Below are 22,770 nucleotides of genomic sequence, written 5' to 3' on the forward strand. Positions count from 1 at the left end.
TGATCAATGGCCGGAGCCGCCGTCGAAAAAACTGATGGATCCAATTCGGTCCTGAAGTTTTTAAAATCGCCTGATGTCCAGTTTGCACTGGCTCTGGTTGCGATCATTTTCACCATGATCCTGCCTTTGCCGATGTGGCTACTGGACCTCCTGCTGGCGACGTCCGTGGCGTCTTCTCTGATGATTCTTTTGACTTCGGTCTATGTTCGCGACACCATGGAATTTTCCACCTTCCCCACCGTCCTTCTTGTGACCACTCTTTTCCGTCTGGGTCTGAACGTCGCGACCACCCGTAGTATTTTGCTTGAGGCGCACACCGGACACGTCAGTTCCGTGATCAGTTCGTTCGGTAACTTTGTGATTGGTGGGAACTACTTTGTCGGTTTTGTGATCTTCATCATACTGGTTGTGATCAACTTCATCGTTATCACCAAGGGTGCGGGACGTGTCGCGGAAGTGGGCGCCCGCTTCACCCTGGATGCCATGCCCGGCAAGCAGATGGCCATCGACGCCGAACTGAACGCCGGTCTCATCGACCGCAAGGAAGCGCGCGAGCGTCGGCAGAAGATCGAACTTCAGGCTGATTTTTATGGTGCGATGGACGGTGCTTCGAAATTCGTACGCGGTGACGCGATTGCGGGCATCATCATTACGGCGGTCAACATCATCGTGGGTCTGATCCTGGGTGTAGGCTTCCATGGGATGAGTTTTCAGGATGCCGCCCAGCTTTATACGCTGATGAGCGTCGGTGATGGTTTGATCAGTCAAATTCCTGCCCTGATCATTTCAACCGCAGCCGGTATCGTGGTTACCCGAACCGGCAACAATGAAGACGGTCTTTCGGCGACCGTGAACAATCAGCTGATGAACTACCCAAGGGCCATCTTCATCTGTTCGGCCCTGCTTGCCATCATGGCTTTGGTCCCGGGTCTGCCCACGATTCCCTTTGGAATACTCGCCATCGGGACGTTCTTTTTGGGTCGCTATTCGGTGCAGATGGCCTTCGAGAAAAAAGAGGCGGAAGAGGCCAAGGAGCAGGAAGCGCAGAAGGATCCCAAAAAGGATTCGATCGAATCCCTCCTCCATATCGAAGCCCTTTCGCTCGAAGTGGGTGTCGGCCTGATCCCGCTTGTGGATTCCCAGCAGGATGGCGAGGTGCTGGAACGCATTGTTTCCGCCCGGAAGCAGTTCGCGCAGGACATGGGTATCGTCGTGCCCATGGTGATGGTGAAGGACAATATTCAGCTGAAACCAGGGGATTATCAGATCCTTCTGAAAGGCAACTGCATAGGTCGCGGCAGTCTGATGGCCGATTATTTCCTGGCCATGGATCCCGGCGATATCGTGGAACCGATCGATGGCATTCCTGGCCGCGAACCGGCCTATGGTTTGGAAGCCGTCTGGATCAAGCCCACCCAAAAAGAGGAAGCCAGTTTCCGTGGTTACACCGTGGTGAACTGCGCAACCGTGATCGTCACGCATTTGACGAAGCTGATCGAAGAGCATGCCGCGGAACTGCTCGGTCGCCAGGAAGCGCAGAACCTTATCGAAGGGCTCAAAGAGGAAGCGCCGAAGGTGGTCGAGGAAGTCATCGGCGGCGATCGCCTCAGTCTTGGTGAAGTGGTGCGAGTCCTGCAAAATCTCCTGGCGGAACGCGTGAGTGTCCGTGACCTTCGCACCATTTTTGAAACGCTGGCTGATTATTGCCGGTCGATCAAGAACCCGGATATGCTCACCCGTTATGTACGCAAAGCCCTGGGCCGTGGTATTATTAAGAAGTACATGACACCCGACGAAAGACTGGTTGTGATCACTCTGGATCGCGCTATCGAAGACCTGATTGTGGCTGGACTGCAGCATCGGGAAGATGGCTCAACCTCCCTTCAATTGGAACCGGAAATGGCCCAGCGAATCCTGAACGGAATCGCGGAAACCCTTGAGGCCTTTCAGACGACGGGCACTCAGCCTGTGATCCTCTGCGGTTCACTCATTCGTTGGGATATTCGCCAGCTCGTGAACAGGTTCATCCCTGGTGTGGTGGTTCTGGCTTTTGATGAAATTCCTGCAGGCACCCAGACCAAGTCGATCGGCATAGTCAGACTCTAAGACTCACAGAAAGGAGGAAACGTGGACGTCAAAACCTTTGAAGCTTTTTCGATGCGCGACGCGCTCAAGGCTGTCAAAACCCACTTTGGCAATGACGCAGTGATCCTCAATACGCGTGAGAAAAAAATCGAAGGCGCCAAAGGTAAAGTCTACGAAGTGACGGCTGCGAAAAACAGCCAGGCCTCGGTGATGGGAGCCAGCCGCGGTCATCAGGATAGCAGCCAGATCAAAGACAACCTCGTTGAGCTGGTGGAATACTTCAAGACCCTGGAACGTTCCATCAAATCGCTCGGTGAAGACATGGCTCGTCGGCAGGATCTTTTCCGACTTGATGCCGGTCTTCATGAACTCAGGACCGTCGTCTATGATGAGCTGGCAAAATCCAAGGGATCCTTTGTCGAGGGCATGAATCCGACCCTGTCCAGGATCTTCCAGCGGCTGAAGATGATGGGCCTTGATGAAGCGGAAATGACCAAACTCGCTGATTTCCTGAAGGCCCTGCCGATCGAGAAGACCAGCGATCCTGAGCAGCTGTTTCAGACCTATCAGGCCCAGGCCATACGCTGGATGATGAAGCGCATTAAGGTGGCGCCACCCTGGAACCCTGTGATGGGGGAAAGGGCCGTGCATGTCCTGGTCGGATCGTCCGGCAGCGGCAAGACGTCGGCGGCCGCGAAGATCGCCCATCATTATAAAACGGATCACAAGCAGCGTGTCCTCCTGGTGGCCTTTGACAATAAGCGCATTGCTGCCCGCGAGCAGCTGCGCGTGACGGCCAAGGTCCTGGGCATGCCCTATGAGTCGATCGAACGTCCTCGTGACCTGCTCGATATTCTGGAGAAGAAAAAGGACTGGGACCTTGTCGTGGTGGATAGCGCTGCGGAGTGCCCCCGTTCCAAGGAAGACCTTGGTGATCTCCTGGATTTCCGCGATGTGGAGCTGCCGGTCAGTTTTCATCTGGCACTCGGCATGACGGAAAAAGAAGTGCAGATGGATCGCATGATCCGCGGATTTTCCCACCTGGGCCTATCGAGTCTCATCTTCAATCGCCTGGATGAGTCGTGGAGTTATGGCGAGATCTTTAACCTGAGTCTGCGTTGGAGCCTCCCGATCAGTTTCTTTGGAGTAGGCCGCGCCGTACCCGAAGATCTGGAGCGCGCCAGTCGGGAACGTGTTGTGGAAAGAATATTTGGTTTATGAGAAAGGGCAGTTCATTGAACCTCGAAGGAAAGCCAGCCGATCGACCCTGGATTATCAGCATTGCCAGTGGCAAAGGCGGAGTCGGTAAAACGCTCACGACAGTGAACATGGCTCTCGCGGCTCGTCGCCTCGGACTCAGCACCATGATCCTCGATGGCGACTTTGGTCTGGCCAATGTCGATGTTGTGATGGGCATGCGTGCCCGCTACAACCTCGTCGATGTTCTGGAATCCCGATGCGAACTTAAAGACATTATCCTGGAAGGCCCCCTGGGTGTCCGCATTATTCCCGGTGGTTCGGGGCTGGCTCAGCTGGCGGATTTGAAGCTCGTCCAAAGGGTGCAGCTCCTTGACAAAATCGCTGAAGTTTCCAAGCCTTATCAGTTGCTCCTGATTGATAGCGGCGCCGGAATCTCCAGTAATGTCCTGCACTTGAATTCGATCGCAGACGAGATCATGGTAGTCACCACGCCCGAGCCCCATGCTCTGACCGATGCTTATGCCTTCCTCAAAGTCATGCACGAAAACTATGGCCGCAAGAACTTTAATATAATCGTGAACCAGGCGATATCAGAGGGCCAGGGACTCAAGATTTATCAGCGTGTCGCCGATGTAGCGAGAAGATTTCTCGAAATAGATCTTCATTTGGCGGGAACTGTTCCCAAAGACGCCCTGGTTGAGCGTTCGGTCATGATGCAAAGGGCAGCAGACGAACATATTACCCACACGCGTTCAGGACAGGCATGGAATGAAATTACTCGCAAAACTCTTGAGAGACTCACGGAATATCGCGAGCCATCCGGGAAGCGCGGCTGGCAGGATCTGATGTTTCCGCAACAGACGTTGCGCAGCGTAAACGCCATCTAGCCTTGAGCACACGAAGGGGGGCAATCCAGTGAAGGGACTTGTCAAGCGCTATAAGCAGGATACCAAAGGCGTTGATGGCAAACTTCGGGACCAGCTGATCATGGACTACGCTCCACTGATCCGTTTTGTGGCCCAAAGAATTGCAGCACGTCTGCCATCGAATATAGATATCGACGATCTGATCAGCGCCGGCGTGATCGGTTTGATGGATGCGATCGAAAAGTATGATCCCTCCCGGGATAACAAGTTCAAAACCTACGCCGAATTCCGGATCCGCGGGGCCATCCTCGATGAGCTTCGTTCGCAGGACTGGGTTCCACGCTCGGTGCGTGACAAGGCGAAGAAGATCGAAAAAACCTATGCCGAGCTTGAGCAGAAATTCGGCCGCGCGGTGTCCGACAAGGAGCTGTCCAAGGCTCTCGGGATCGAGCTGGATGAATACTATGACATGATCGCGAAGGTGAAGGCCGTCACCCTTCTTTCGATCGACGAGCTTTCGGGCCCGAACCAGCAGGATCGCAAGAGCCTTCTGGAATGCCTGGAAAACGTAAGTTCCAAGAACCCCTTCACCCAGCTCAAGAGCAAAGGCGTTCGGGAACTCCTGGTCAAGCACATCGAAGAACTGCCTGAGAAGCAGAAGCTGGTTCTTTCGCTTTATTACTACGAGGATTTGAACCTGAAAGAGATCGGCAAGATCCTGGAGGTCACCGAGTCCCGTGTAAGCCAGCTGCATACCCAGGCGGTGGAAAAGCTTCGGTCGCGTCTGAAACCTCTTTTATCAGATTAATGGAGTCCTGATATGTCGATTCTCAAGCCTGATCTGAAGATCCTTGTGGTGGACGATTTTCCCACGATGCGGAGAATCGTCAAGACTCTTCTGAAGCAGAACGGCTTCAATAACTTCACCGAAGCTGAAGACGGCGAGCAGGGTTACCGCGCGCTGCAGGAGCACGGTGATTTTGAATTGATCGTCTCTGACTGGAACATGCCGAACATGACTGGTCTTGAATTCCTGAAGACCGTGCGTGCCGATCCCAAGTTCAAGCACCTCCCTTTCCTGATGGTGACCGCGGAAGCGGAAAAGGAAAACATCATCGAAGCTGTCAAGGCGGGCGTGAGTAATTATATTGTGAAGCCCTTTACAGGACAGGCTTTGAAGGATAAGCTGGAAAAGATAGACCAGATGCTGAAGAAGCAAAAGGCCAAGTGATCCTAGGTTTTTTGATCCCAGGGAGGGTGATGGATGAGCCAGGAGAATGAAGAAAATCCTTTGTCGTTCAATGAAGACCTTGTGAAAAAGTATCCACGCTCGAACCGCCGTCTGAGTTTGAACGTGGCCCGCTACGGAATCAATTCCGAAGTGAATCCCGAGGAAGGCCTGACGGTTCACATCAGCCCCTATGGTCTTCAGTTCCGCGTGACTGAGGACTATGAAGAGGGCGACCTCCTGAAGATTCACATCAATATGCCTGATTACTGGGAACGCAAGCAGCGTTTCGTGGATTACAGCCGCATTGATACTCCGGGCAACTTCAAGATTCTCGCCAAGGTCGTGTCGACGGAAGATGTCGGCAAGCGCGGCAAGAAGAAAATCGTTCTGGTCCGTACCGTGAATATGGACGAGATTGACGAACAGGTTCTGAAGGCCTTCCTGCAGGAAGGTTGAGCGACGCAGACGAAGGCCTAACGACGCAGACGAAGGTTGAGCGACGCAGACGAAGGCTAAGTTAGACCCAGGAGCCTCCGCATGAACACCATTTTACTTGTCATCCTGATTGCGATGGATCTGATTCTGGTCGGGGCCGTGATGATGGCCTTCCGTCGCCGGAATCAGGCGGAGCCTATTGAACTTCTGCGGGAGATTCATGAAGAGCAGCGCCTGTTAAAGGAGCTGCGGGACTCCGTGCGGGATGAGCTGGTCAGTCGTCACGCGGATATGAAGAATCTCTATGAGAAAGTCGCAACGATGGCCACCGAAACGGAAATCGGTCTGAAGTCGAGCGGTAGTCTTCTGGCTCATGAAGTGGCGTCGGTGGTTGCGGATGTCACGCAGCAGATTCAGGAGCCTTTGGCCAAGGCTCAAAAGCAAAGAACCGTTTTGAGTTCCGTGATTCAAAAGAGTCGCGAAGAGCGCCAGATCCTGCAGAAGGCCATTGCCCGTGCCGAGCAGCTGGCCCGCTTTTTCGATAAGAAAATCCCCTATCAGGAAGTGCTGGCCGAGATCGAAGACAAAAAGTACGTCGATGCCCGCTTTCTTCTTTCCAAAGGTCTTTCCACCGCCCAGGTCGCCGCTGAACTCGGCATGCCTGAGTCGGATGTGAACCTGATCGCCTCGATGGCTTAAATCAAGCCGTTTTCCCGCAGAAAATCCAGGATATCCTGGGGCAAATTCTTGCTGTATTCCGCCAAAACCAAATGCCCGACATCCGGCAGCGCTTTCATCTGAGCGCCCGGGATCAGGCGCTGCAATTCCTCGCCCGCGGCGAAGGGAATGATGCGATCGTCCTGGCCGTGAATAATCAGTGTGGGGCAGCGGAAATTTCGCGCCATGGGTTTAGTGTCGACGCCCTGCATGGCCCTTCGCTGCTGATCGGCCCGCTCTTCAAAATGATCGGCGGTGATCCCCTGCAGAATCTGTTTGGCCATGGCCTGCACCAGGAGCTTATTGCGATGCAAGAAGCTCTCGGTGAAATAAGCCTGAAGCTTATGATAGACGCTTTCCTCGGTATGACCCCAGGGCGTAAACGCAGCGGGTGCCAAAGACGATTCCGCGCTTCCGGTCGAGACAAGGATCAAGGCCTGCACACGATCCGGCACCTTATGCGTCACGATCTGACTCACAAGTCCGCCCATGGAAAGACCCATCACCACCGTCTTATAAATGCCAAGATGATCCCAAAGCTGAATGAGGTCATCGGCGATATCAGCGAGCGTAAAGTCGGGACCATTTTTCGTTTCCCCGGCACCCCGGTTATCGAAAAGGAGGCAACGCAGACCCTGCTTCACCAGATTGCCTGCCAGCAGGCGAAAATCGCGGCTGCTGCGCGTATGACCGTTGACCAGGGTCAGCCAAGGGCCTTCGGTTCCGAGCGTCTCATAATAGATTTCAGCGCTATCACGCGGCATGAAGGGCATAAGGGTTCCTTCCCAAGGTCAGTCCGAGGGGCAGGATAAGCGAAGTTTCCAGGGAAATTAAGCTGATTTTTTGGCAAGTCCGCGGGCCTGCTTCACATCCCGTATCAATTGCGGCTCGGGTTTCACGCCTTTGGCCTTGAGTTCCCCGACCACTCTGGCGATCGCGACATAGGCCTTTTCAAAGGTCGGCTCGGATGTATAGCTGGCTGCGAGTTCTTTCAGGCTTTTGTCCAGGGCGCCTTTTTTGCGATAGGCCAGTCCCAGATTGTACTGCAGAAGATACAGGCGGGCCTTGTCGGCCAGCATGCGCATGGCATTATTATAGGTGATAATGCCCTTATCAAAATCCCCTTTGGCCACCTGGGAGATGGCGAGGTTATTGAACACACGGGCCAGTTCGTTGCCATTTTCCGTCTCGGCGATCAGCTGCTCCGCCAGCGAGAAGTCGCCTTCCTTGAAAGCGAGCGTGGCCATCTGGTCTTTGCATTCCTGATTGCCGGGATCTTCATCCATGATGTCCTTGAAGACCCTGCGCGCATCATCATGACGATCGGCCTCAATATAGGCGCTACCGAGATTGATCTTGTTCGAAATATTCTTCGGCGAACCCTTCACCAGTTTTTCAAGGATCGTGATCGCTTCATCATGCTGACCCTTGCGGGACAGGATACGGGCTTTCAGCTGCATGGCCCGGTTGTTGTCGGGTGCATTGCGCAAAGCATCGTTCACGCATTTTTCAGCCTTGTCAATCTTCGCAAGACCCATGAAAACTTCCGTCGCCGCGAGCAAAGCCCGGGTTTGGAAAGGACCAGGACTGAAAAGATCGTCGGTGAACATCTTATAGGCTTCACCTGGGGAACCGTCCCATACGTACATTTCGATCTTGCGAAGCTGATTTTCACGGGGATCGAGATTTGATTCGTAGGTGACGATGCTCGTAATCATGTCCTTGACCTGCTGACGGTCAAAGGGCAGCGATAGGATATTGGTGAAGCCGAGATCTTTGGTCAGCTTCACATCATCCGGGGCCATGCGTTTGGAGTAGATGATGCATGGCACGAAACGGCGCTTTTTCTTGGCTCGTGCTTTTTGGATGAATATTGTGCCCGGCATGCCTTTCAGCTCCCAGGCCACAATATAGAACTGGACATGATTCTTATCCGCTTGAATCAGGGCGTCATCGCCGGTCGGGCAGATCGTGATGTTGGAATAGCCGAGCTCCTTCAGCAGCATCTCGAAAAAGAGGGTGTTGCCGGTGCTATCATCCAAAATCATAAAGCGATCAATTGCCATGAGCCTACCCCAATGAGGAAACAAGTCCGCGAAGGTCAATCGGCAGGCGGTGCATGGACTTTATGGAAACATTCTAATAGGCGGAAATCACAGCCGAACTGTCAACATCCGCGCCACCCATGGGCAGCGGCTGCTGGCGGCGCAGGCTGATATAAGGAATGACGCCCAGAAGATTCAGCAAAAGCTGGGAAATGATATAAAGATTGAAGACGGTCGCGCCATGATCCAGGCCGATCATGTTGAAAAGCTTATCGAAGGCCACGTGCCCGACGCCCAGGCCACCGGGTGTGACCGGTACGGCCGTCGTCAGAACACCGACGGGAAAAATCGAAGCGATGCGACCGAAATCCGGGGCATCACCCAGAATTTTGGTGGTGATGAGATAGAAAAAACCCAGGCTGAGACCCTGAATAGCCAGCGAAAGAATGATGCTGCGGGCTATGGCTCCGCGGGCATAGCGGTAGGTGCGCAGCGCATTATAAAGCTTATAGAAGAGGCCAATGCCGGGAATCGGCAGCGAAAGGAAGCGCAGAAAGGGATCGCGTCCGCGGTAGTGATAGAGGGCCGCTGCATAAAAAAAGACAAAGCCCAGACTGATCGCGCCCATCATCGTCACCAGCGGCAAAAGCCTGGGATCGTCAATGAGGTCGGTGAGGCTTGGGAGCATGAAGATCCAGCCGATCAGAAAAAGACCGCTCAATCCCACAATGCGATCGAGCAAAACAGTCATCATCGCCTGGGTTTTGGATTTTTCCTTGTTATCACGAATCACATAGGCAAGTTTAATAATGTCACCCCCAACGGCACCGGGCATGACGGTATTGAAGAAAAAGCCCGTGATCTGCAGCTGGATCGCTCTTTTCCAGGTGATTTTGTAGCCTGCGCCTTCGAGCAGAGTTTTCCATCTCCAGGTTCCCATCCCGCAGGCGGCTATGAGCCAGTAGCCAATGGATGCGGCCAGCAGGTCATATTCAGTGGCAAATCGGCGCATTTGAGACAGATCAATCTTGCCGGAACCCACCAGCCAGGTGATGAGAGCCGCGGCCAGGGAGAGCTTTAAGACCGTGATGAGTATGGGTTTCATTCGAAGCACGTAAATGCTCCTCCGTCTTGTTCAGTCCTATGGGGAACTCATTGTAAATAAATTGCCTGGACTTGTCGCGGGTTAATAGCGCCCGCCCCCGCCCGAACTCATAGCTTACTCAAGAGTGTCGATAATCCAGCGAGGCCTGCTTTCAACGTTAAGCGATGGTAGCCATGGACATATTTTTTAGAGACAGGGATGTCAAAGTACTGGTCGTGGACCCGTCCGGGGCATCCCGTACACTTTTGTCCGAAGTCATTCGCAGTCTAGGCTTTGCTGACGTGAACGGTGTGCCCAATCTCAAGGACGCCTTGAGCGTGATGGAAGTGGAAAAGGTTCGCTGGCTGATTACGCCCGTGTTTCCCGATCAGCATGAAAACCTCCTGCAGGTGCTTAATCTTTACACCTCAGTTCCTGAATTGCATCAGCTGCGGGTGTCCGCCTTGGTTGAAGAAACGGAAATGGATCTTTTGCCCGCCTGTTTTGAACGTGGGCTGCTTTCCTATCATAAAAAACCTTTTACGAAAGACTCGCTCATCAATGAGCTGAAGGACTTTCTGCAGCGCTATGAAAAATTCAACTGGCGTTCGAGCCAGATGGCAGGATCCTATCTGCGGCAGAATCTTCTTTATCTGGGACTTTACGATGAGCTGTTGGCCTTTGAACGTCAGCTTTTGAAATTTTCACCCGCGGATCTGGGCCAGTATCTGAACCTTGCCGTTCCCCTGGCCAAGACCGGAAAGCTGGATGAAGCCAAGGCCATCCTCTCGCAGCTGAAGAAGATTGATAACTCCCTGGATGCCTCCATCAAACAGATCTGCGCGACCTATCTTCCCGGCGAAGACCTGTCCAGCGTCAGCGGCGTGGGTATGAACATGCTGGGTCTGAAGACGGCCATTGTCCTGGACAGTGACACCTCGATTCGCACGGAAATTCAAGCGGCGCTGCAGGAAATGGGTGTGGAGAATATTCACGCCTTTGAAGACGGGATCAGTGCGCATGAGCACATCAAGCAGCACAACAATCCCGACCTCATCCTTCAGGAGTGGCGGGTTCCCAAATTAACCGGACCACTCTTCCTGCAAAGAGCCCAGGAGGAAGGCGCGAAGGCGACTCCAGTGATTCTGGTCAGCTCACTTGTACAAAAAGAGGACATTCCCTTCGTGCGGGAAATGGGTATTGCCCACACCCTGCAAAAGCCCTTTCAGCGCAAGGAACTCGTTCAATCCATCATCTGGACCGTGCAGCAGGATCGGCAGCCGACCGAGCAGAGCAGCATGGAGCGTAAAATGCGTCAGCTGCTGCAGGAGCGGCATTTCGATGAAGCTGCCAAAATCAAGGAACGATATATCTCGGACGCCACCATCAATGTGGGCGCCAAGGAGTTAATCGAAGCGGAATTCGCCTACGCCTTCGGTGATAACGAAAAAGCCCGGGATTTTGGGATTGAGGCGATCAAGCACGCCGGCGAGTCGATCTTCATTTTGAACCTGTTGGGCAAGGCGCTTATCAACCTGCGCGAATTTGAAACCGCATTGAAATGCTTTCAAAAGGCGCAAACGCTGGCTCCTTTAAACCTGGAGCGCCTGTGTCAGATCGCAGAAATCCATTCTGAACTGGGCGACACGAGCAAGGCCAATGAGATTCTGGAAGAAGCCAAGGACATCGACCCCGACAGTCAAAGAGTCAAGGAGGCGGAAGCCAAGGCCGCCATCAACAACGGCGAGACCGGCGTCGCGAAGAAGATCATGGCCCAGTTGAAGGCCATGGAAAATGTTGTGGCCTATATGAATAACCGTTCGGTGGCCATGGCGCGTTGCGGCATGATCAACGAAGGAATCGAAGGCTACAATAAAACCCTCGAAGCCATACCGGATGAGCGACCTGATATCAAAGGCATCGTTCACTACAACATAGCCTTCGCCTATATTCGGGCCAGCAAACTGCCCGAGGCCAAGGCACAGCTGGAGCAGGCTCTTCAGCATAAGACGACCAAAGTGCTCGCGAAATCCGAGGGTCTTTTGAAGCGGGTGAATCATGCGATCGAAAAGGGCACGCAGTTGAATATCGCGAAGAACGATCATGCCCTGACCCGCACCCTTGGTGATCTTAACGCCCAGACTCCGGCGGCTTCCGCTCCCGCGGAAAAAAGCGCGGTGGATGAAGCGAAGGAAATGGCCAAGAGCAAGGTGCTGGCGATTGTTGACAGCAAACCAGGTGAGATGGCCTGTCACATGGTTTATAAGAGTTCCCTGCAGAATACCAGAACCGCGAAGATGCTCGAAGGACAGGTTCGCTTCAATCCTCGTAAAGCTATCGAAAGAGCGGAGTCGATGGGTGCCGATCGTTTGGCCGCGTCTGGAAGCTAGGGTTTAAGTCTTATGAAATGCGCAGGAGTCGCTATGATCCGCCAGCTGTTTTTGTCCTTCTGCCTGTGGATGTTCACCCAGGCAGGCGCGGAAGCCCAAATCCACACCATGAGTGCCGAGCAAACCCAAAAACTCGATGAACTGATTAAGCAGGCTACAGAACTTGCCAGAAATCCTGATCTCGTGGCTGCCGTTCGCGACTATAATATGAAGGGTCGTGACAGCACGAAGGATATGGATCAGGATAAGTGGTCGAAGCTGACCATCATGGATCCTATCCTGAAGGACATTCGATCCAATGCCACCTCGAAAATTCTCTTCAGCAAAAAAGCTGATGTGGTATCAGAAGCCTTCGTATGCGGGGCGGACGGAACGAAGGTGAGTTTTCTTTCCAAGCCCAGCTCCTGGTCGCATAAAGGCAAAGCCAAGCATGATGAGCCCATGGCCGGCAAGATCTGGATTGGCAAACCGGAAAAGGATGCCTCGACCGGATTGAGCCAGGTGCAGTTTGCGCTTCCCATTCTCGATGCAGGCCAGCCCATCGGATCTCTTGTGATTGGCGTGGCCGTTAATAAGCTTTAATCAAAAAGGCACAGGTTCGTGATGAAACGTTTTCTTGTGCTCGGGCTCAATCTCTGCATTTTCCTATCAGGCTGCCACGGATCATCCGCGCGTCCTGATGTGAACACCCTTGTCAAGCCGGATCAACAGCTTGTCCTGCGTGAGTCTCTGCCGAAGCCGCTGCCAACAGTGATGGATGATCTGGTTGTTTTCGGTGACAGCCTTTCCGATACCGGGCGTCTTCACCGTCGCAGTGCAGGCCTTTACATTCCTCCTGATGTTTACTGGCAAGGCCGCATAACCAATGGTCCCAACTGGACGGATTATGTCTGTGGGGCACTGACCTGCCGCGTGCATAATCATGCGGTCGCCGGTGCCGCCACGCGCCTTGATAAGTTCTTTTTGCGCTGGGTTCTGCGGCCTCTGGATGCGCAGGTGGACGAGTTCATGAGCGACGAGGCCGGAACGATTTCCGATAAGACCGTCGCCGTCATCTGGATCGGTGCCAACAATTATCTGAAGATCCTCGACATGAAACCGGATGAAGTTCGTGCCGACATCAAAGCGTCGGCCACGAGGCTTTTGCAAGGGCCGATCAAGCGTCTTTTGATCGGCAGCATGCCGTCGCTGGCAGGTCTCTTGAAAGCGCCGCACAAGGCGGACCCTGTGCCCATGGAAAAGTATCGGGAGATCACACTCATTCACAACCGCAACATGCACGCCGTCATCGACGAGCTGCAGCAGGAATTTCCCGGTAAATCCATCGCTCTTTATGATGCCTATGAAATCAATCAGGCGACCGTCGACAGGCCGGCGGACTTTGGCTTCACGAGTCTTACGGATGGCTGCTATAAGGGCAATTATCGTGGCGAATACGATGGAGAACCGGGATTCTGCTCGGATTATCTGGGCTGGAAGTTTTGGGACTACACGCATCCGAATAGCCGTATGCACTGCTATTACGCGGCGCGCTTTCTGCAGTCCCTGCACGAAGCGGGATGGCTGGAACAGGTCGATGCTGAAAACGCCATCGACCGTTGCCGTCAGCTGTGAAACTCAGTAGCCGTCATCTTCATCATAAACGACGACATACCAGATGATGCTCCGCTCGCGATGAGCCACCGATCGCATCTGGATCATCTGCTCATCCCAATCCACGGACTCCACTTCCATGACTTCGCCGCGATAGACCAGCTCGCGCTCGCTCATCGCCTGCTGCACAAGGCGCTGGAATTCCATGGGCCTTAGACTGATATACTCCAAACACTTGGAACCTGTGGAGCCGCCGATCGCGCCGCCGGCGAACGCGGATCCTCCGCAGAGCAGGGCCACGGCCAAACACAAAGCTTTCATAATAATCTCTCCTGACCCTTGAGGACGTTGAACAGAGTTCCAAAAAAGATGAGGACATCGCCGCGATTGGCCTTGTCACCGATGATGGCAAAGGCGTCTTCACAGAATTTGGCTTCCAGATCGGCCAGCTTCAGAGCGGCTTCCTTGTTCAAGGATTCCCAGCCAACGTAAGCCGCGGATGCGCCTTTCAGCTCATCGTTCTTACGGGAACACATGCTGATGAAGGTGGCGAGACTCCGTCTTGCATGTTCGAAGGAGGACGAACCCACGTCCTGATCCAAAATCCACTTGTCGCCTTTGCGCGTAAGAACGCCGGAGGCCACGATGTCTTCAAAGTAAGGGATGAGATTCTGCCCATAGGCTTCGATCACATCCTTTTCATCCACGCCATGAATATAGCTGGCCAGCACAAGGATTTTCAGATGCTCGTCCGAATGCAGAAAACGGGAAAGATCATCCTCGGTCGTGCGATAACTGACGTTTACGACGAAGCGTTTGAGCGCCGGCCAGCGGCTGCCGACGAAATCGCGCAGCTCCGCCTCGGGCATGATAATCGAGGCGATGGCAATCGCCACTTCCTGGGAGGGATCCACTTCACCCTGGGCCACGCGGCGCACGGTGGAGTAGCTCACTGACGAGAGACGCGCCAGCATCTGCAGGCTTCGCGTCTGCCGTCCTTCCAGCCAGCGTGAAATTGCGGCTGCCAACGATTGAGCGGTAGTCGTCATAGGTCGAAAATTTTCCCTGGGTTCAAGATACCGTTCGGATCAAAGATGCTTTTGATCCGTCGCATGGTGTCCACCACTTCCTTCGGCGCGCAGAAGTGAAGGTCCGCCTTCTTCAGAACGCCGATGCCATGCTCCGCCGAAATACTGCCGCGATATTTTTCCACGAGCTTGAAGACTTCGACCTCGGTGGCGCGCGTCAGCGAGCGGAAATGGTCGTAATCCATGCTGCTGGGTGCGGAGTAGTTCAGGTGAAGGTTGCCGTCGCCGATGTGACCGAAGAGGAACATCTGCACGCCCTGGATCTTCTCCAGGACCTTTTCCATTTCCTTGATAAAGGGCGGCAGGCTGCTGATCGGCAAAGCGATATCGTTTTTCCGGACGAGGCCTTCCATCGAAACCGATTCACTGATGAGTTCGCGCAGTCCCCAAAGGTTATGGAATTCAGACGAACTCGACGCGATCACGGCGTCGGAGATCAGGCCGCGTTCAAAGGCCTCTTCCAAAAAGGGCTCCATCGGATCGGTCGCGCCGTCAGGCTGCTTTTCAAACTCGAGCAGGACATAGAACGCGTGCTTATCCTGGAAGGGATTCTGTCTTTGCGTCTGATGCTTCAGCACAAGGTTCAAGCAGGCTTTGGTGAAAAATTCAAAGGCCGTCGGATGAATGCCGCGCAGGTTCACGAGCCCAAGGAGCTGCGTGATCTTTTCAAAACTGTCGGTCGCCATACAGGTGAGGCGCAGTTCCTTCGGCAAGGTCGCAAGCTTCATCGTGGCCTTGGTCACGATACCGAGAGTGCCTTCCGAAGCCACGAAAAGATGCTTCAGATCGTAACCGATATTATTTTTTCTAAGGTCGTAGTTCAGATCCAGAACGGTCCCATCGGCAAGCACCACTTCAAGGCCGAGGACCTGCTCGCGTGTTCCACCGTAGCGGATCAGCTTCAGTCCACCAGCATTGGTGGCGATGTTGCCTCCCAGCTGGCAGCTGCCTTTGGCGGCCAGATCCACGGGATAGAAAAGCCCGGCCTCTTTCGCCTCTTTTTGCAGCGTTTCGATGATGACGCCGGCCTCGGCTGTCACGCTCATATTGATCGGATCCATGCTCAGGATGCGATTCATTTTTTCAAGCGAGACGACGAGTTCGAGATTCGAAGCGTTGGCGGCACCGGCCAAACCTGTGCGACCGCCGCTCGGAACCACACGGATTCTATGCTCGTTGCAATAACGCAGAATCCGGCTGACTTCGTCCGTGGTTTTCGGAAAAACAACCGCGAGGGGATTGGGCGTCGAACGGGTCCAATCCTTGCCGTAAACCTGAAGGTCATCGGGCTTTACGGTCAAACGCGATTCAGTGACGATAGCTTTGAGGGCTTCAAGGTGCGCGGCGTTCACGGCATGTCCTTTCATGTGGCGTAGGCCCAGGATCTTAGCAGGGAAAACTCTTAGCGCCTAGCGTGTTCCCGCTGCTTTTAATACTTCTCCAGAATCTCATACAAAGCCTGATCCTGGCGGCGGCGAAACTCCGCCACAGTGGGCTGGTTGCCCGGACTTTGACCGTTGTTCAGGATGGCGAAAGCCAGCGTTCCGTGCTTCGGATGGCCCATATATCCGGCCAGACTTGACACGGAAACCGGCTGGGAAAGCGTGCCCGTTTTGGCACGAACAAGACCCTGAATTTCGCCATCACCCAGCTTTTTAAAGCGTTTTTCGAGAGTTCCCGTTAAACCCGACGAAGGAAAACTCGCCAGGAATTCCGGATAAAGTTCCATGTGCTGATGCATGTAGACAAGCACTTTCACAATCTGCTCCGCACTGAAGCGATTGCGGTTATCCAGGCCCGAGCCGTTGATGATTTCAAATTTATCCTTGATGCCCACTTCATCACGCAGAAAACGCTCGATGGCGCGCACGCCATTTTTCAGGGTGCCGCTGCCATCCGCATCCGCGGTCCCACGTTCTGGAAAGGCTGCCCCCAGACGTTTCACGAGCATATCGGCGATGAAGTTATTCGAGAAATGATTGAGGCCGTGCACGATATAGCCCAAATCGTAGCTTTCCAGCGTGTAAAGCAATCGAGCTGACGCAGGCGTGGACCCTTCCTTGACCTTGCCGTGCACCATGATGTCGTTGGCCTGTAAAAATGCCCGCAGCTGCTCGCCGCCTTCTGTCACGGCATCGCCCATGGAGCGATAGAGCTTGACCATCGGAGCCTGCGCGCCGATGGAGCCGGACACCACAAGGCTCGACTGATTCCCACGACTTTGTCGGACCGCCTGGATCGAACTTTTGACGCCGCTTGAGGTGCTGGTGTTGTTGATCAGAGGCAGGTTGGGAATGGGATAGGGATCAAAATTCACGCGGCCTTTGGCTCCAGGGCCCGTGCCGGGGGAAATCGCAATCGGCAGCGTATTGAAGTTAAGACCGAAGGCGCTGACCGGCGCATCATAGGCGCGATCGGAGGCGTCGACTCCATCCTGGCGCGACGAATCTCTTTTCTCGCTATCGAAAAGATCGTTGTCGATGATCAGGTCGCCGCTGAAACTCTTCACGCCGAGATGTTTAAGATCCGCAGCCAGCTGCCAGAGTTTCTCGCTGATGACGAGGGGATCGCCGTCACCTTTCACATAGAGATTTCCCTGAATCATCTCGCCGCTGCGCATGCCCGTGTGATAGAAGCGCGTTTTGAAGGTATGCGAAGGACCGAAGTAATGCAGAAGCGCTGCCGAGGTGATGACTTTCGTCACGGAAGCCGGCGTCAGCGCCTTGTCCGGGCCATTGGAATAGACCACCTTTCCATCACTTAATCTTTGCACCAGAATGGACTCGACATTGCCATTGATGTTGGTCAGAGCCGGCGCAGGTTTGGCAACACCTGAGCCGAGAGTCGCGATCACAAGAAAAGCAGAGAACGAAGGTAAACGCATGAGGCATCCTTTCCGCAGGCCGTACCGAATTCGGGCCCATTATAACATTGCGGAAGGAAAAAGCGCATGCGCCATTCAGCACCGGAATGCGTAGCTTGCAAGGCAGCGCCTTGTTGCAAAATGTCCTGGGAAGGGGAGGGAATCAGACTTCCTTTTAATCACCATCAAGGTCATGGCCAGACGCCACCATGGAGAATGACGATCCATTCGTTTGGACTCCAAATGGAAAATAGCAAAAGAAGCAGCAATTCTTCTGGGCATCATGCGATCCTTACCCGCTTCGCGTCAACTTTATGTTTTATGAAATTATTGGAAAGATCCCTGTGGTCTCGTGCTCTTGCCGCATGAGGGAAAAACGCCACGGATAAAATCCATCAAGCTGACCCGTTTTTGAACCGAAATATTGAGTGAAATGGAAGGCTTGCAACGGAAATTTATGGCGCGCATTCGGATTCTTGGCATCATCACACTTTTCATGCTGACGAGCTTCGCTCTGGCAGCGCCGCGCTTTGCCCTGGTGCAGGGCGTTTTGGATTTGAGTGCGTGGAATCCGGATGAAATTCCAACGATTGATATCATCGGCGAAGCGGAATTCGCCTGGGGCCGTTATGCGATGGAAGACGGCTGGCCGGAAACCCGGGAGATGATTCCCTATCCGGGTGCCTGGAATTTTTCCACGAAGCATCCGGCCCAGGGTTTTGCAAGCTATCGGCTGCAGGTGAAGCTGCCGAAGCCGATGAGAATCAGTTTGAATATGCCGGTGCCCTGGAGTGCCTCGCAGATTTTTATCAACGGTCAGATGATTCATCAGGAAGGTCAGCCGGGCCGCAGCGCATCGGATACGCGCAGCAGCATGGGCGGCGCCTTTATCTGGACCTGGGACGAACCCACGACCTCGGTCGACATCGTCATGCACGTGGCCAATCATGACTTCACTCTGGGTGGACCTCTGCAGTCGATTCGCATCGGCAGCCCTCTGGCTGTGCAAACGGCAAGAGAACGCGATGTGGCGACCTTTCTCTTTCTGGTCGGCAGCATCTTCATCATGGCTTTCTATCATTTCTCCGTCTATGCCCTGCGTCGCCGCGATTATACCGCGCTGTGGTTTGGTCTTTTCTGTCTGACCATGACCGGCTTCCTTCTGGTGGGGCAGGCCGTGGGTATTCTATCTGCGATCATCCCGAATAATTTTCGCCTGCGGATTCAAATCTTCAATTTGAGCTGGATCGCCTCGGCGGTTTCGTTCATGTGGTACTGCGCCTTTCTTTTTCCGCATCGTTTCAGTCGTGCTTATGCCTGGTTCATGTCGGCCGCGGCTTTGGTTTGCGGTGGTCTGATCCTGGCCACGCCGGTTTCCGTCTTCGCCTTCTATACCCTTTATTTTCATCCCATCATTGCTGTTGGCATGCTGACCATCGGGCACTCGGTCTACAGCGCCTTTCGGAATCATCAGCAGAGCACGCGGACTTTTATTTTCTTCGCCTGCATTCTGTTCGTAGGCAGCATCAACGATATGCTGATCATGCGTGGCATGATTGATTCCATCAACGTGGTCCCACTCTGCACCTTTCTTTTTGTGTTTGGCCAGGCGCATATTCTCGCCGTTCGTTTCTCGCGTGCTTTCAAACGGGCTGAAGAATCGGAAGCGGAAGTGCGGCAGCTGAATGCGTCTTTGGAAGCCAAGGTCACCGAGAAAACGGTGAATATGCAGCGCGTGATGGATGAGATGCAGGGGCAGCGCGATAAGCTCCAGGAAGTGAACACCTATATTGCCCAGCATGTCCTGCAGCGCTTTCTGCCGCCCGACCTCGTCGCGGATCTGGTGGCTGGAAAACAGACCTTCAATGATAGACCCTCGATGCGGGATGTGACCATCTGCTTCGCGGATCTTTGCTCGTTCACGGCGGCAACCGAATGGATCGGTCCCCAGCGCGTGGCGGGAACCTTGAACGAATTCCTTGCGCTCATGACCCAGATCATTTTCGAGGAAGGCGGCACCATAGATAAATTCCTGGGTGACGGCATCATGGTCATCTTCGGTGCACCGCGGGAGCTGCCGCCCTTTGAACAGGCCGAACGGTCCTGCCGCTGCGCTCTCCGCATGCAGGAGGGCCTGGCCCAATTGAATCAAAAATGGAAAGCGGAATTCAATCATGAATTTCAGATGCGCGTCGGCATTCATCGCGGTCCGGCTCTGGTGGGCAGCTTTGGGAGTCAGCTGCGATCGGACTTCACCGCCATCGGCAATACGGTCAACGTCGCCTCGCGCGTGGAATCCCAGGCCAAGGCCGGCGAAATCCTTATCACCTCGATGGTCCGGGATTATCTGGGTTCCATAGCCTGGGAAGCGGCCGGCAGTTATAAACTCAAAGGCCTTGCGGGCGAGATGGTTTTATTCCGGCTTCTGAAGGAAGATAAAAAGCGCGTGGCCTGATGCAAGGACGGCCCAGGCGAAAATCCCGGCAATCACATCATCAATCAGGGTGCCCCAGGCCCCCGGCAGTTCACGATCCGCCCAACCGATCGGCCCCGGCTTCACAATGTCGAAGAAGCGAAAAAGACCAAAGGCCAGAAGAACGATTTTCCAATCGGCAGCCATAAGGCTCAAAGGAATGGCCTGGCCCAGAACCTCGTCGATCACGATGCGACCGTCATCATGCGTGTTCCAGAATTTCTCCGTCTGCTCGATCGACCACCAGGACAGAACGCCCAAAAACCCGAGGAAAACCACCTGCACGATCCACGGCGCAAGATCCCAGCGCGCGGCGAGCATCGCTCCATAATGATAAAAGAGAAGTCCCACGGGAATTCCAGCCAGACTGCCAAAGGTTCCCGGAGCCTTAGGCATAAGGCCGAGGGGAACAACCGCGGCGATGCAGCTCCAAAAATTCAAACGCACGGGCCCACGTGGTTGGGACGTCTTCATCCGTGTCCCGCCGTCGCCTGCACGAGTTCAATCAAAATCCCGCCGGTCGCGCGCGGATGAATGAAAGCAATGCGACTGTTGTGAGCGCCATAGCGAGGCTTCTCATCGATCAGTTCAATGCCCTTGGCCTTCAATTCCACCAGCGCCTCATCGAGATTATCCACGGAAAGCGCCATGTGATGGATGCCGCCGCCTTTGGTGTCGATGAATTTTTTGATGGGGCCTTCTTCACCATCCTGATTGGCGACGATTTCGAGTCGCGCGCCGGAAGCAGTCGGACCCACCGACGATTCGAACATGATGGTATTGGTTTTTTGTTCCTTCACCAGCTCTTCACCGAGAAAGGGCAGCTTCAAAACTTCCGCCAAAAACCAGCGCGCCTTGACGGGATCCTTGGCGGCCAGCCCCAAATGATTGATTCCGACAATTTTCATGCAAGCCTCCTTAAAAAACAAGACTCACGATCCAGCCTGCGAACATCACCCAGAATCGCGCCACATAGCCGAGCCAGTTCAGGCCACCGAGCAGCATGAGGCCCAGCAAAGCGAAGGAGCCGTATGGAATCACGTATTCCTCGTATTTACGTTTGCCTTCATAGGGTAAAAGCTCATATATGATGGTTCCACCATCCAGAGGATAAACGGGAAGCAGGTTGAAGACGGCAAGAATCGCACTGATCCAAGCCAGCTGCTCAAAAAGCCTATAAAAGCCGATCAGGACCGAACCTTCCTGAGCGCCGCTCATGAGCTGCATGCCGATCAAGGCCACAAAGGTGAACAGGAAACTGGAGGCCGGACCCGAGGCCGCGACCATGATATGGCCCCATTTTGGATTCTTGAAATAGCGGGGATCGACATGGACGGGTTTCGCCCAGCCGAAGATAAAGCCACCGAGAAGGGCCCCGATGAAAGGAAATAACAGAGTGCCGACAGGGTCGATGTGCGGAACGGGATTGAGCGTCAAGCGCCCATCGAGCTGGGGTGTGCGATCGCCCAGTATTCTGGCCGTCAAGGCGCGTGTCGCCTCACGTAGGGTCAGAGCGATGATCAGAGCAATCATCATGTTGACGACTTTTGCGCCGTAGGCGTAATCCATAGCTACCTCATGGAGTGGAACAGCATTCCACCCGATCATAACGAAAGACGGAGGAAAATTCATTGCTAACCACGATAAAAGACAGTCGGCCGCGTTATCGTATCGTAAGGGAGTGGGTCCAGAGTGCTGTCCTCCAGGGCAATCCAGCGGGTGTCGACGCCGCGCGTCCGGTCACAGTCTTCCTGCCCGCCGCGGCGCTTGAATCTCCGGAACGTCGTTTTCCTGTGCTCTATTGCCTTGCCCCGTGGACCAGTGCCGGCCGGCAGCAGATGGACTGGGAACCTTTCAAGGAAAGTCTTCCCGAACGTCTGCAGCGGCTTATGGATGCAGGTGCGTTGAAACCTTGCGTCGTGGTATGCCCGGATCTCTTCACGGATTTCGGCGGCAGTCAGTATATCAATTCATCCTACCTTGGACGCCATGCTGATCATATTGTCGAGGAATTGATTCCTTTTGTGGAAGCGCATTATCCCGTTCTGAAGGGGCCCGCATCGCGTGCCGTGTTTGGCCGCTCATCGGGAGGATTCGGAGCTTTGCGTCTGGCCATGGATAGACCAGGCACCTTCGCCGCTGTCGCCTGCCATTCGGGGGACATGGGCTTTGATCTTCTCTACCGGCGTGACCTTGTCGATCTCTGTTACGCTTTGGCTCGGCATTCCGGCAGCGTCGGCAGTTACCTTACGGCCCTGCGCAAAGGACCCAAGATTGGGGGCAAGGATGTTCACATTCTGATGCTGCTGGGAATGGCTGCGAGCTACAGTCCGGATGCCACATCCCCCGACGGTTACCGTCTGCCGATTGATCCGATGACGGGCGCCTTGGACGAGGAAGTCTGGCAGAAATGGCTGGCCCATGATCCTGTGCACATGATCGAGCAAAGTCAATGCCACGAGGCGCTGCAGCAGCTTCGGTATCTTTACCTCGACTGCGGCAACAAGGATCAGTATCACCTACATTTCGGCATGCGTCAGCTGAAACAGAAGCTGCAAGGTCAGGGGATTCATCACCAGATTTTTGAATTTGTTGATAATCATTCCGGAACCAGTTACCGTTACGATGTCAGTTTACCCCTTCTCAGCCAGGCTCTCGTTCACGAGGGATGACAGTTGGGGCCGAGACTGATATCTTCGT

At 54.2% G+C, this 22,770-nt stretch carries 22 protein-coding genes; 12 read left to right on the forward strand and 10 right to left on the reverse strand.

Features of this window, described 5'->3' with window-relative positions; all coding sequences use genetic code 11:
• Positions 1-6 precede the first annotated feature (6 nt).
• The 7 genes from flhA (at position 7) to VFO10_RS29440 (ending at position 6,516) form a co-directional block, all read left to right on the forward strand.
• Complete coding sequence (gene flhA, locus VFO10_RS29410) at positions 7-2,106, forward strand: flagellar biosynthesis protein FlhA (RefSeq protein WP_325145603.1); 2,100 nt, start codon at positions 7-9, stop codon at positions 2,104-2,106.
• A gap of 21 nt (positions 2,107-2,127) precedes the next feature.
• Complete coding sequence (locus tag VFO10_RS29415) at positions 2,128-3,306, forward strand: DEAD/DEAH box helicase family protein (RefSeq protein WP_325145604.1); 1,179 nt, start codon at positions 2,128-2,130, stop codon at positions 3,304-3,306.
• Positions 3,303-4,172 carry a MinD/ParA family protein gene (locus tag VFO10_RS29420; protein WP_325145605.1) on the forward strand — a complete coding sequence of 290 codons (870 nt, stop codon included), beginning with the start codon at positions 3,303-3,305 and terminating at the stop codon, positions 4,170-4,172. The genes VFO10_RS29415 and VFO10_RS29420 overlap by 4 nt, the downstream gene beginning before the upstream one ends.
• Positions 4,173-4,200: 28 nt before the next feature.
• Positions 4,201-4,959, forward strand: coding sequence for a FliA/WhiG family RNA polymerase sigma factor (locus tag VFO10_RS29425; protein ID WP_325145606.1), 759 nt, complete (start codon positions 4,201-4,203; stop codon positions 4,957-4,959).
• A 12-nt stretch (positions 4,960-4,971) separates the two neighbouring features.
• Positions 4,972-5,382, forward strand: a complete 411-nt coding sequence (locus tag VFO10_RS29430; protein WP_325145607.1) for a chemotaxis response regulator CheY — start codon at positions 4,972-4,974, stop codon at positions 5,380-5,382.
• A gap of 33 nt (positions 5,383-5,415) precedes the next feature.
• Complete coding sequence (locus VFO10_RS29435; RefSeq protein ID WP_325145608.1) at positions 5,416-5,838, forward strand: PilZ domain-containing protein; 423 nt, start codon at positions 5,416-5,418, stop codon at positions 5,836-5,838.
• A gap of 81 nt (positions 5,839-5,919) precedes the next feature.
• Positions 5,920-6,516: a hypothetical protein gene (locus VFO10_RS29440; protein WP_325145609.1), complete on the forward strand. Its 597-nt coding sequence runs from the start codon at positions 5,920-5,922 to the stop codon at positions 6,514-6,516.
• On the opposite strand, the gene VFO10_RS29445 is transcribed toward VFO10_RS29440, so the two are convergent.
• From VFO10_RS29445 to VFO10_RS29455, 3 genes are all read right to left on the reverse strand, one after another.
• Positions 6,513-7,307 carry an alpha/beta hydrolase gene (locus VFO10_RS29445; protein ID WP_325145610.1) on the reverse strand — a complete coding sequence of 265 codons (795 nt, stop codon included), beginning with the start codon at positions 7,305-7,307 and terminating at the stop codon, positions 6,513-6,515. The genes VFO10_RS29440 and VFO10_RS29445 overlap by 4 nt on opposite strands.
• A gap of 57 nt (positions 7,308-7,364) precedes the next feature.
• Positions 7,365-8,600 carry a tetratricopeptide repeat protein gene (locus tag VFO10_RS29450; protein ID WP_325145611.1) on the reverse strand — a complete coding sequence of 412 codons (1,236 nt, stop codon included), beginning with the start codon at positions 8,598-8,600 and terminating at the stop codon, positions 7,365-7,367.
• A gap of 73 nt (positions 8,601-8,673) precedes the next feature.
• Positions 8,674-9,684 carry a lysylphosphatidylglycerol synthase transmembrane domain-containing protein gene (locus VFO10_RS29455; protein WP_325145648.1) on the reverse strand — a complete coding sequence of 337 codons (1,011 nt, stop codon included), beginning with the start codon at positions 9,682-9,684 and terminating at the stop codon, positions 8,674-8,676.
• 173 nt (positions 9,685-9,857) lie between these two features.
• On the opposite strand from VFO10_RS29455, the gene VFO10_RS29460 reads away from it, so the two are divergent.
• The 3 genes from VFO10_RS29460 to VFO10_RS29470 are packed head-to-tail and all read left to right on the forward strand — an operon-like array spanning position 9,858 to position 13,667.
• Positions 9,858-12,053, forward strand: a complete 2,196-nt coding sequence (locus VFO10_RS29460) for a response regulator (RefSeq protein WP_325145612.1) — start codon at positions 9,858-9,860, stop codon at positions 12,051-12,053.
• Between the two features lie 33 nt (positions 12,054-12,086).
• A complete protein-coding gene (locus VFO10_RS29465) occupies positions 12,087-12,635 on the forward strand; it encodes a hypothetical protein (protein ID WP_325145613.1) in 549 nt (182 codons plus the stop codon).
• Between the two features lie 21 nt (positions 12,636-12,656).
• Positions 12,657-13,667, forward strand: a complete 1,011-nt coding sequence (locus tag VFO10_RS29470; RefSeq protein WP_325145614.1) for an SGNH/GDSL hydrolase family protein — start codon at positions 12,657-12,659, stop codon at positions 13,665-13,667.
• Positions 13,668-13,670: 3 nt separating this feature from the next.
• Here the strand turns inward: VFO10_RS29470 and VFO10_RS29475 are convergent, their stop codons facing one another.
• The 4 genes from VFO10_RS29475 to dacB all read right to left on the reverse strand — a co-directional run bounded on the left by VFO10_RS29475 (position 13,671) and on the right by dacB (position 17,618).
• Positions 13,671-13,967, reverse strand: coding sequence for a hypothetical protein (locus VFO10_RS29475; protein ID WP_325145615.1), 297 nt, complete (start codon positions 13,965-13,967; stop codon positions 13,671-13,673).
• Positions 13,964-14,695: a helix-turn-helix transcriptional regulator gene (locus tag VFO10_RS29480; protein ID WP_325145616.1), complete on the reverse strand. Its 732-nt coding sequence runs from the start codon at positions 14,693-14,695 to the stop codon at positions 13,964-13,966. Before VFO10_RS29480 ends, VFO10_RS29475 begins: the two co-directional genes overlap by 4 nt.
• A complete protein-coding gene (locus tag VFO10_RS29485) occupies positions 14,692-16,101 on the reverse strand; it encodes an FAD-binding oxidoreductase (protein WP_325145617.1) in 1,410 nt (469 codons plus the stop codon). Before VFO10_RS29485 ends, VFO10_RS29480 begins: the two co-directional genes overlap by 4 nt.
• Positions 16,102-16,163: 62 nt before the next feature.
• Positions 16,164-17,618: a D-alanyl-D-alanine carboxypeptidase/D-alanyl-D-alanine endopeptidase gene (gene dacB / locus VFO10_RS29490; RefSeq protein WP_325145618.1), complete on the reverse strand. Its 1,455-nt coding sequence runs from the start codon at positions 17,616-17,618 to the stop codon at positions 16,164-16,166.
• A gap of 421 nt (positions 17,619-18,039) precedes the next feature.
• Between dacB and VFO10_RS29495 the strand changes: the two genes are divergently transcribed.
• Positions 18,040-20,052, forward strand: a complete 2,013-nt coding sequence (locus tag VFO10_RS29495) for an adenylate/guanylate cyclase domain-containing protein (RefSeq protein ID WP_325145619.1) — start codon at positions 18,040-18,042, stop codon at positions 20,050-20,052.
• On the opposite strand, the gene VFO10_RS29500 is transcribed toward VFO10_RS29495, so the two are convergent.
• The 3 genes from VFO10_RS29500 to VFO10_RS29510 are packed head-to-tail and all read right to left on the reverse strand — an operon-like array spanning position 20,011 to position 21,639.
• Positions 20,011-20,544: a phosphatidylglycerophosphatase A gene (locus VFO10_RS29500; RefSeq protein ID WP_325145620.1), complete on the reverse strand. Its 534-nt coding sequence runs from the start codon at positions 20,542-20,544 to the stop codon at positions 20,011-20,013. The two genes, VFO10_RS29495 and VFO10_RS29500, sit on opposite strands and share 42 nt — an antisense overlap.
• Positions 20,541-20,978: a VOC family protein gene (locus tag VFO10_RS29505; RefSeq protein ID WP_325145621.1), complete on the reverse strand. Its 438-nt coding sequence runs from the start codon at positions 20,976-20,978 to the stop codon at positions 20,541-20,543. Before VFO10_RS29505 ends, VFO10_RS29500 begins: the two co-directional genes overlap by 4 nt.
• 10 nt (positions 20,979-20,988) lie before the next feature.
• Positions 20,989-21,639 (reverse strand): site-2 protease family protein, encoded by a 651-nt coding sequence (locus VFO10_RS29510; RefSeq protein ID WP_325145622.1) that lies wholly within the window; start codon positions 21,637-21,639, stop codon positions 20,989-20,991.
• A 62-nt stretch (positions 21,640-21,701) separates the two neighbouring features.
• Between VFO10_RS29510 and VFO10_RS29515 the strand changes: the two genes are divergently transcribed.
• Complete coding sequence (locus VFO10_RS29515; RefSeq protein WP_325145623.1) at positions 21,702-22,742, forward strand: alpha/beta hydrolase; 1,041 nt, start codon at positions 21,702-21,704, stop codon at positions 22,740-22,742.
• Positions 22,743-22,770 lie beyond the last annotated feature (28 nt).

The organism is Oligoflexus sp. (genome assembly GCF_035712445.1).
Taxonomy (GTDB): Bacteria; Bdellovibrionota_B; Oligoflexia; order Oligoflexales; family Oligoflexaceae; genus Oligoflexus.

Coding starts and splice junctions, on each gene's coding strand:
- VFO10_RS29475 (WP_325145615.1), bottom strand. CDS start 13,967: ATGAAAGCTTTGTGTTTGGCCGTGGCCCTGCTCTGCGGAGGATCCGCG.
- VFO10_RS29440 (WP_325145609.1), top strand. CDS start 5,920: ATGAACACCATTTTACTTGTCATCCTGATTGCGATGGATCTGATTCTG.
- VFO10_RS29420 (WP_325145605.1), top strand. CDS start 3,303: ATGAGAAAGGGCAGTTCATTGAACCTCGAAGGAAAGCCAGCCGATCGA.
- VFO10_RS29455 (WP_325145648.1), bottom strand. CDS start 9,684: ATGAAACCCATACTCATCACGGTCTTAAAGCTCTCCCTGGCCGCGGCT.
- VFO10_RS29485 (WP_325145617.1), bottom strand. CDS start 16,101: ATGAAAGGACATGCCGTGAACGCCGCGCACCTTGAAGCCCTCAAAGCT.
- VFO10_RS29450 (WP_325145611.1), bottom strand. CDS start 8,600: ATGGCAATTGATCGCTTTATGATTTTGGATGATAGCACCGGCAACACC.
- VFO10_RS29465 (WP_325145613.1), top strand. CDS start 12,087: ATGATCCGCCAGCTGTTTTTGTCCTTCTGCCTGTGGATGTTCACCCAG.
- VFO10_RS29460 (WP_325145612.1), top strand. CDS start 9,858: ATGGACATATTTTTTAGAGACAGGGATGTCAAAGTACTGGTCGTGGAC.
- dacB (WP_325145618.1), bottom strand. CDS start 17,618: ATGCGTTTACCTTCGTTCTCTGCTTTTCTTGTGATCGCGACTCTCGGC.
- VFO10_RS29445 (WP_325145610.1), bottom strand. CDS start 7,307: ATGCCCTTCATGCCGCGTGATAGCGCTGAAATCTATTATGAGACGCTC.
- VFO10_RS29430 (WP_325145607.1), top strand. CDS start 4,972: ATGTCGATTCTCAAGCCTGATCTGAAGATCCTTGTGGTGGACGATTTT.
- VFO10_RS29480 (WP_325145616.1), bottom strand. CDS start 14,695: ATGACGACTACCGCTCAATCGTTGGCAGCCGCAATTTCACGCTGGCTG.
- VFO10_RS29505 (WP_325145621.1), bottom strand. CDS start 20,978: ATGAAAATTGTCGGAATCAATCATTTGGGGCTGGCCGCCAAGGATCCC.
- flhA (WP_325145603.1), top strand. CDS start 7: ATGGCCGGAGCCGCCGTCGAAAAAACTGATGGATCCAATTCGGTCCTG.
- VFO10_RS29500 (WP_325145620.1), bottom strand. CDS start 20,544: ATGAAGACGTCCCAACCACGTGGGCCCGTGCGTTTGAATTTTTGGAGC.
- VFO10_RS29470 (WP_325145614.1), top strand. CDS start 12,657: ATGAAACGTTTTCTTGTGCTCGGGCTCAATCTCTGCATTTTCCTATCA.
- VFO10_RS29435 (WP_325145608.1), top strand. CDS start 5,416: ATGAGCCAGGAGAATGAAGAAAATCCTTTGTCGTTCAATGAAGACCTT.
- VFO10_RS29510 (WP_325145622.1), bottom strand. CDS start 21,639: ATGGATTACGCCTACGGCGCAAAAGTCGTCAACATGATGATTGCTCTG.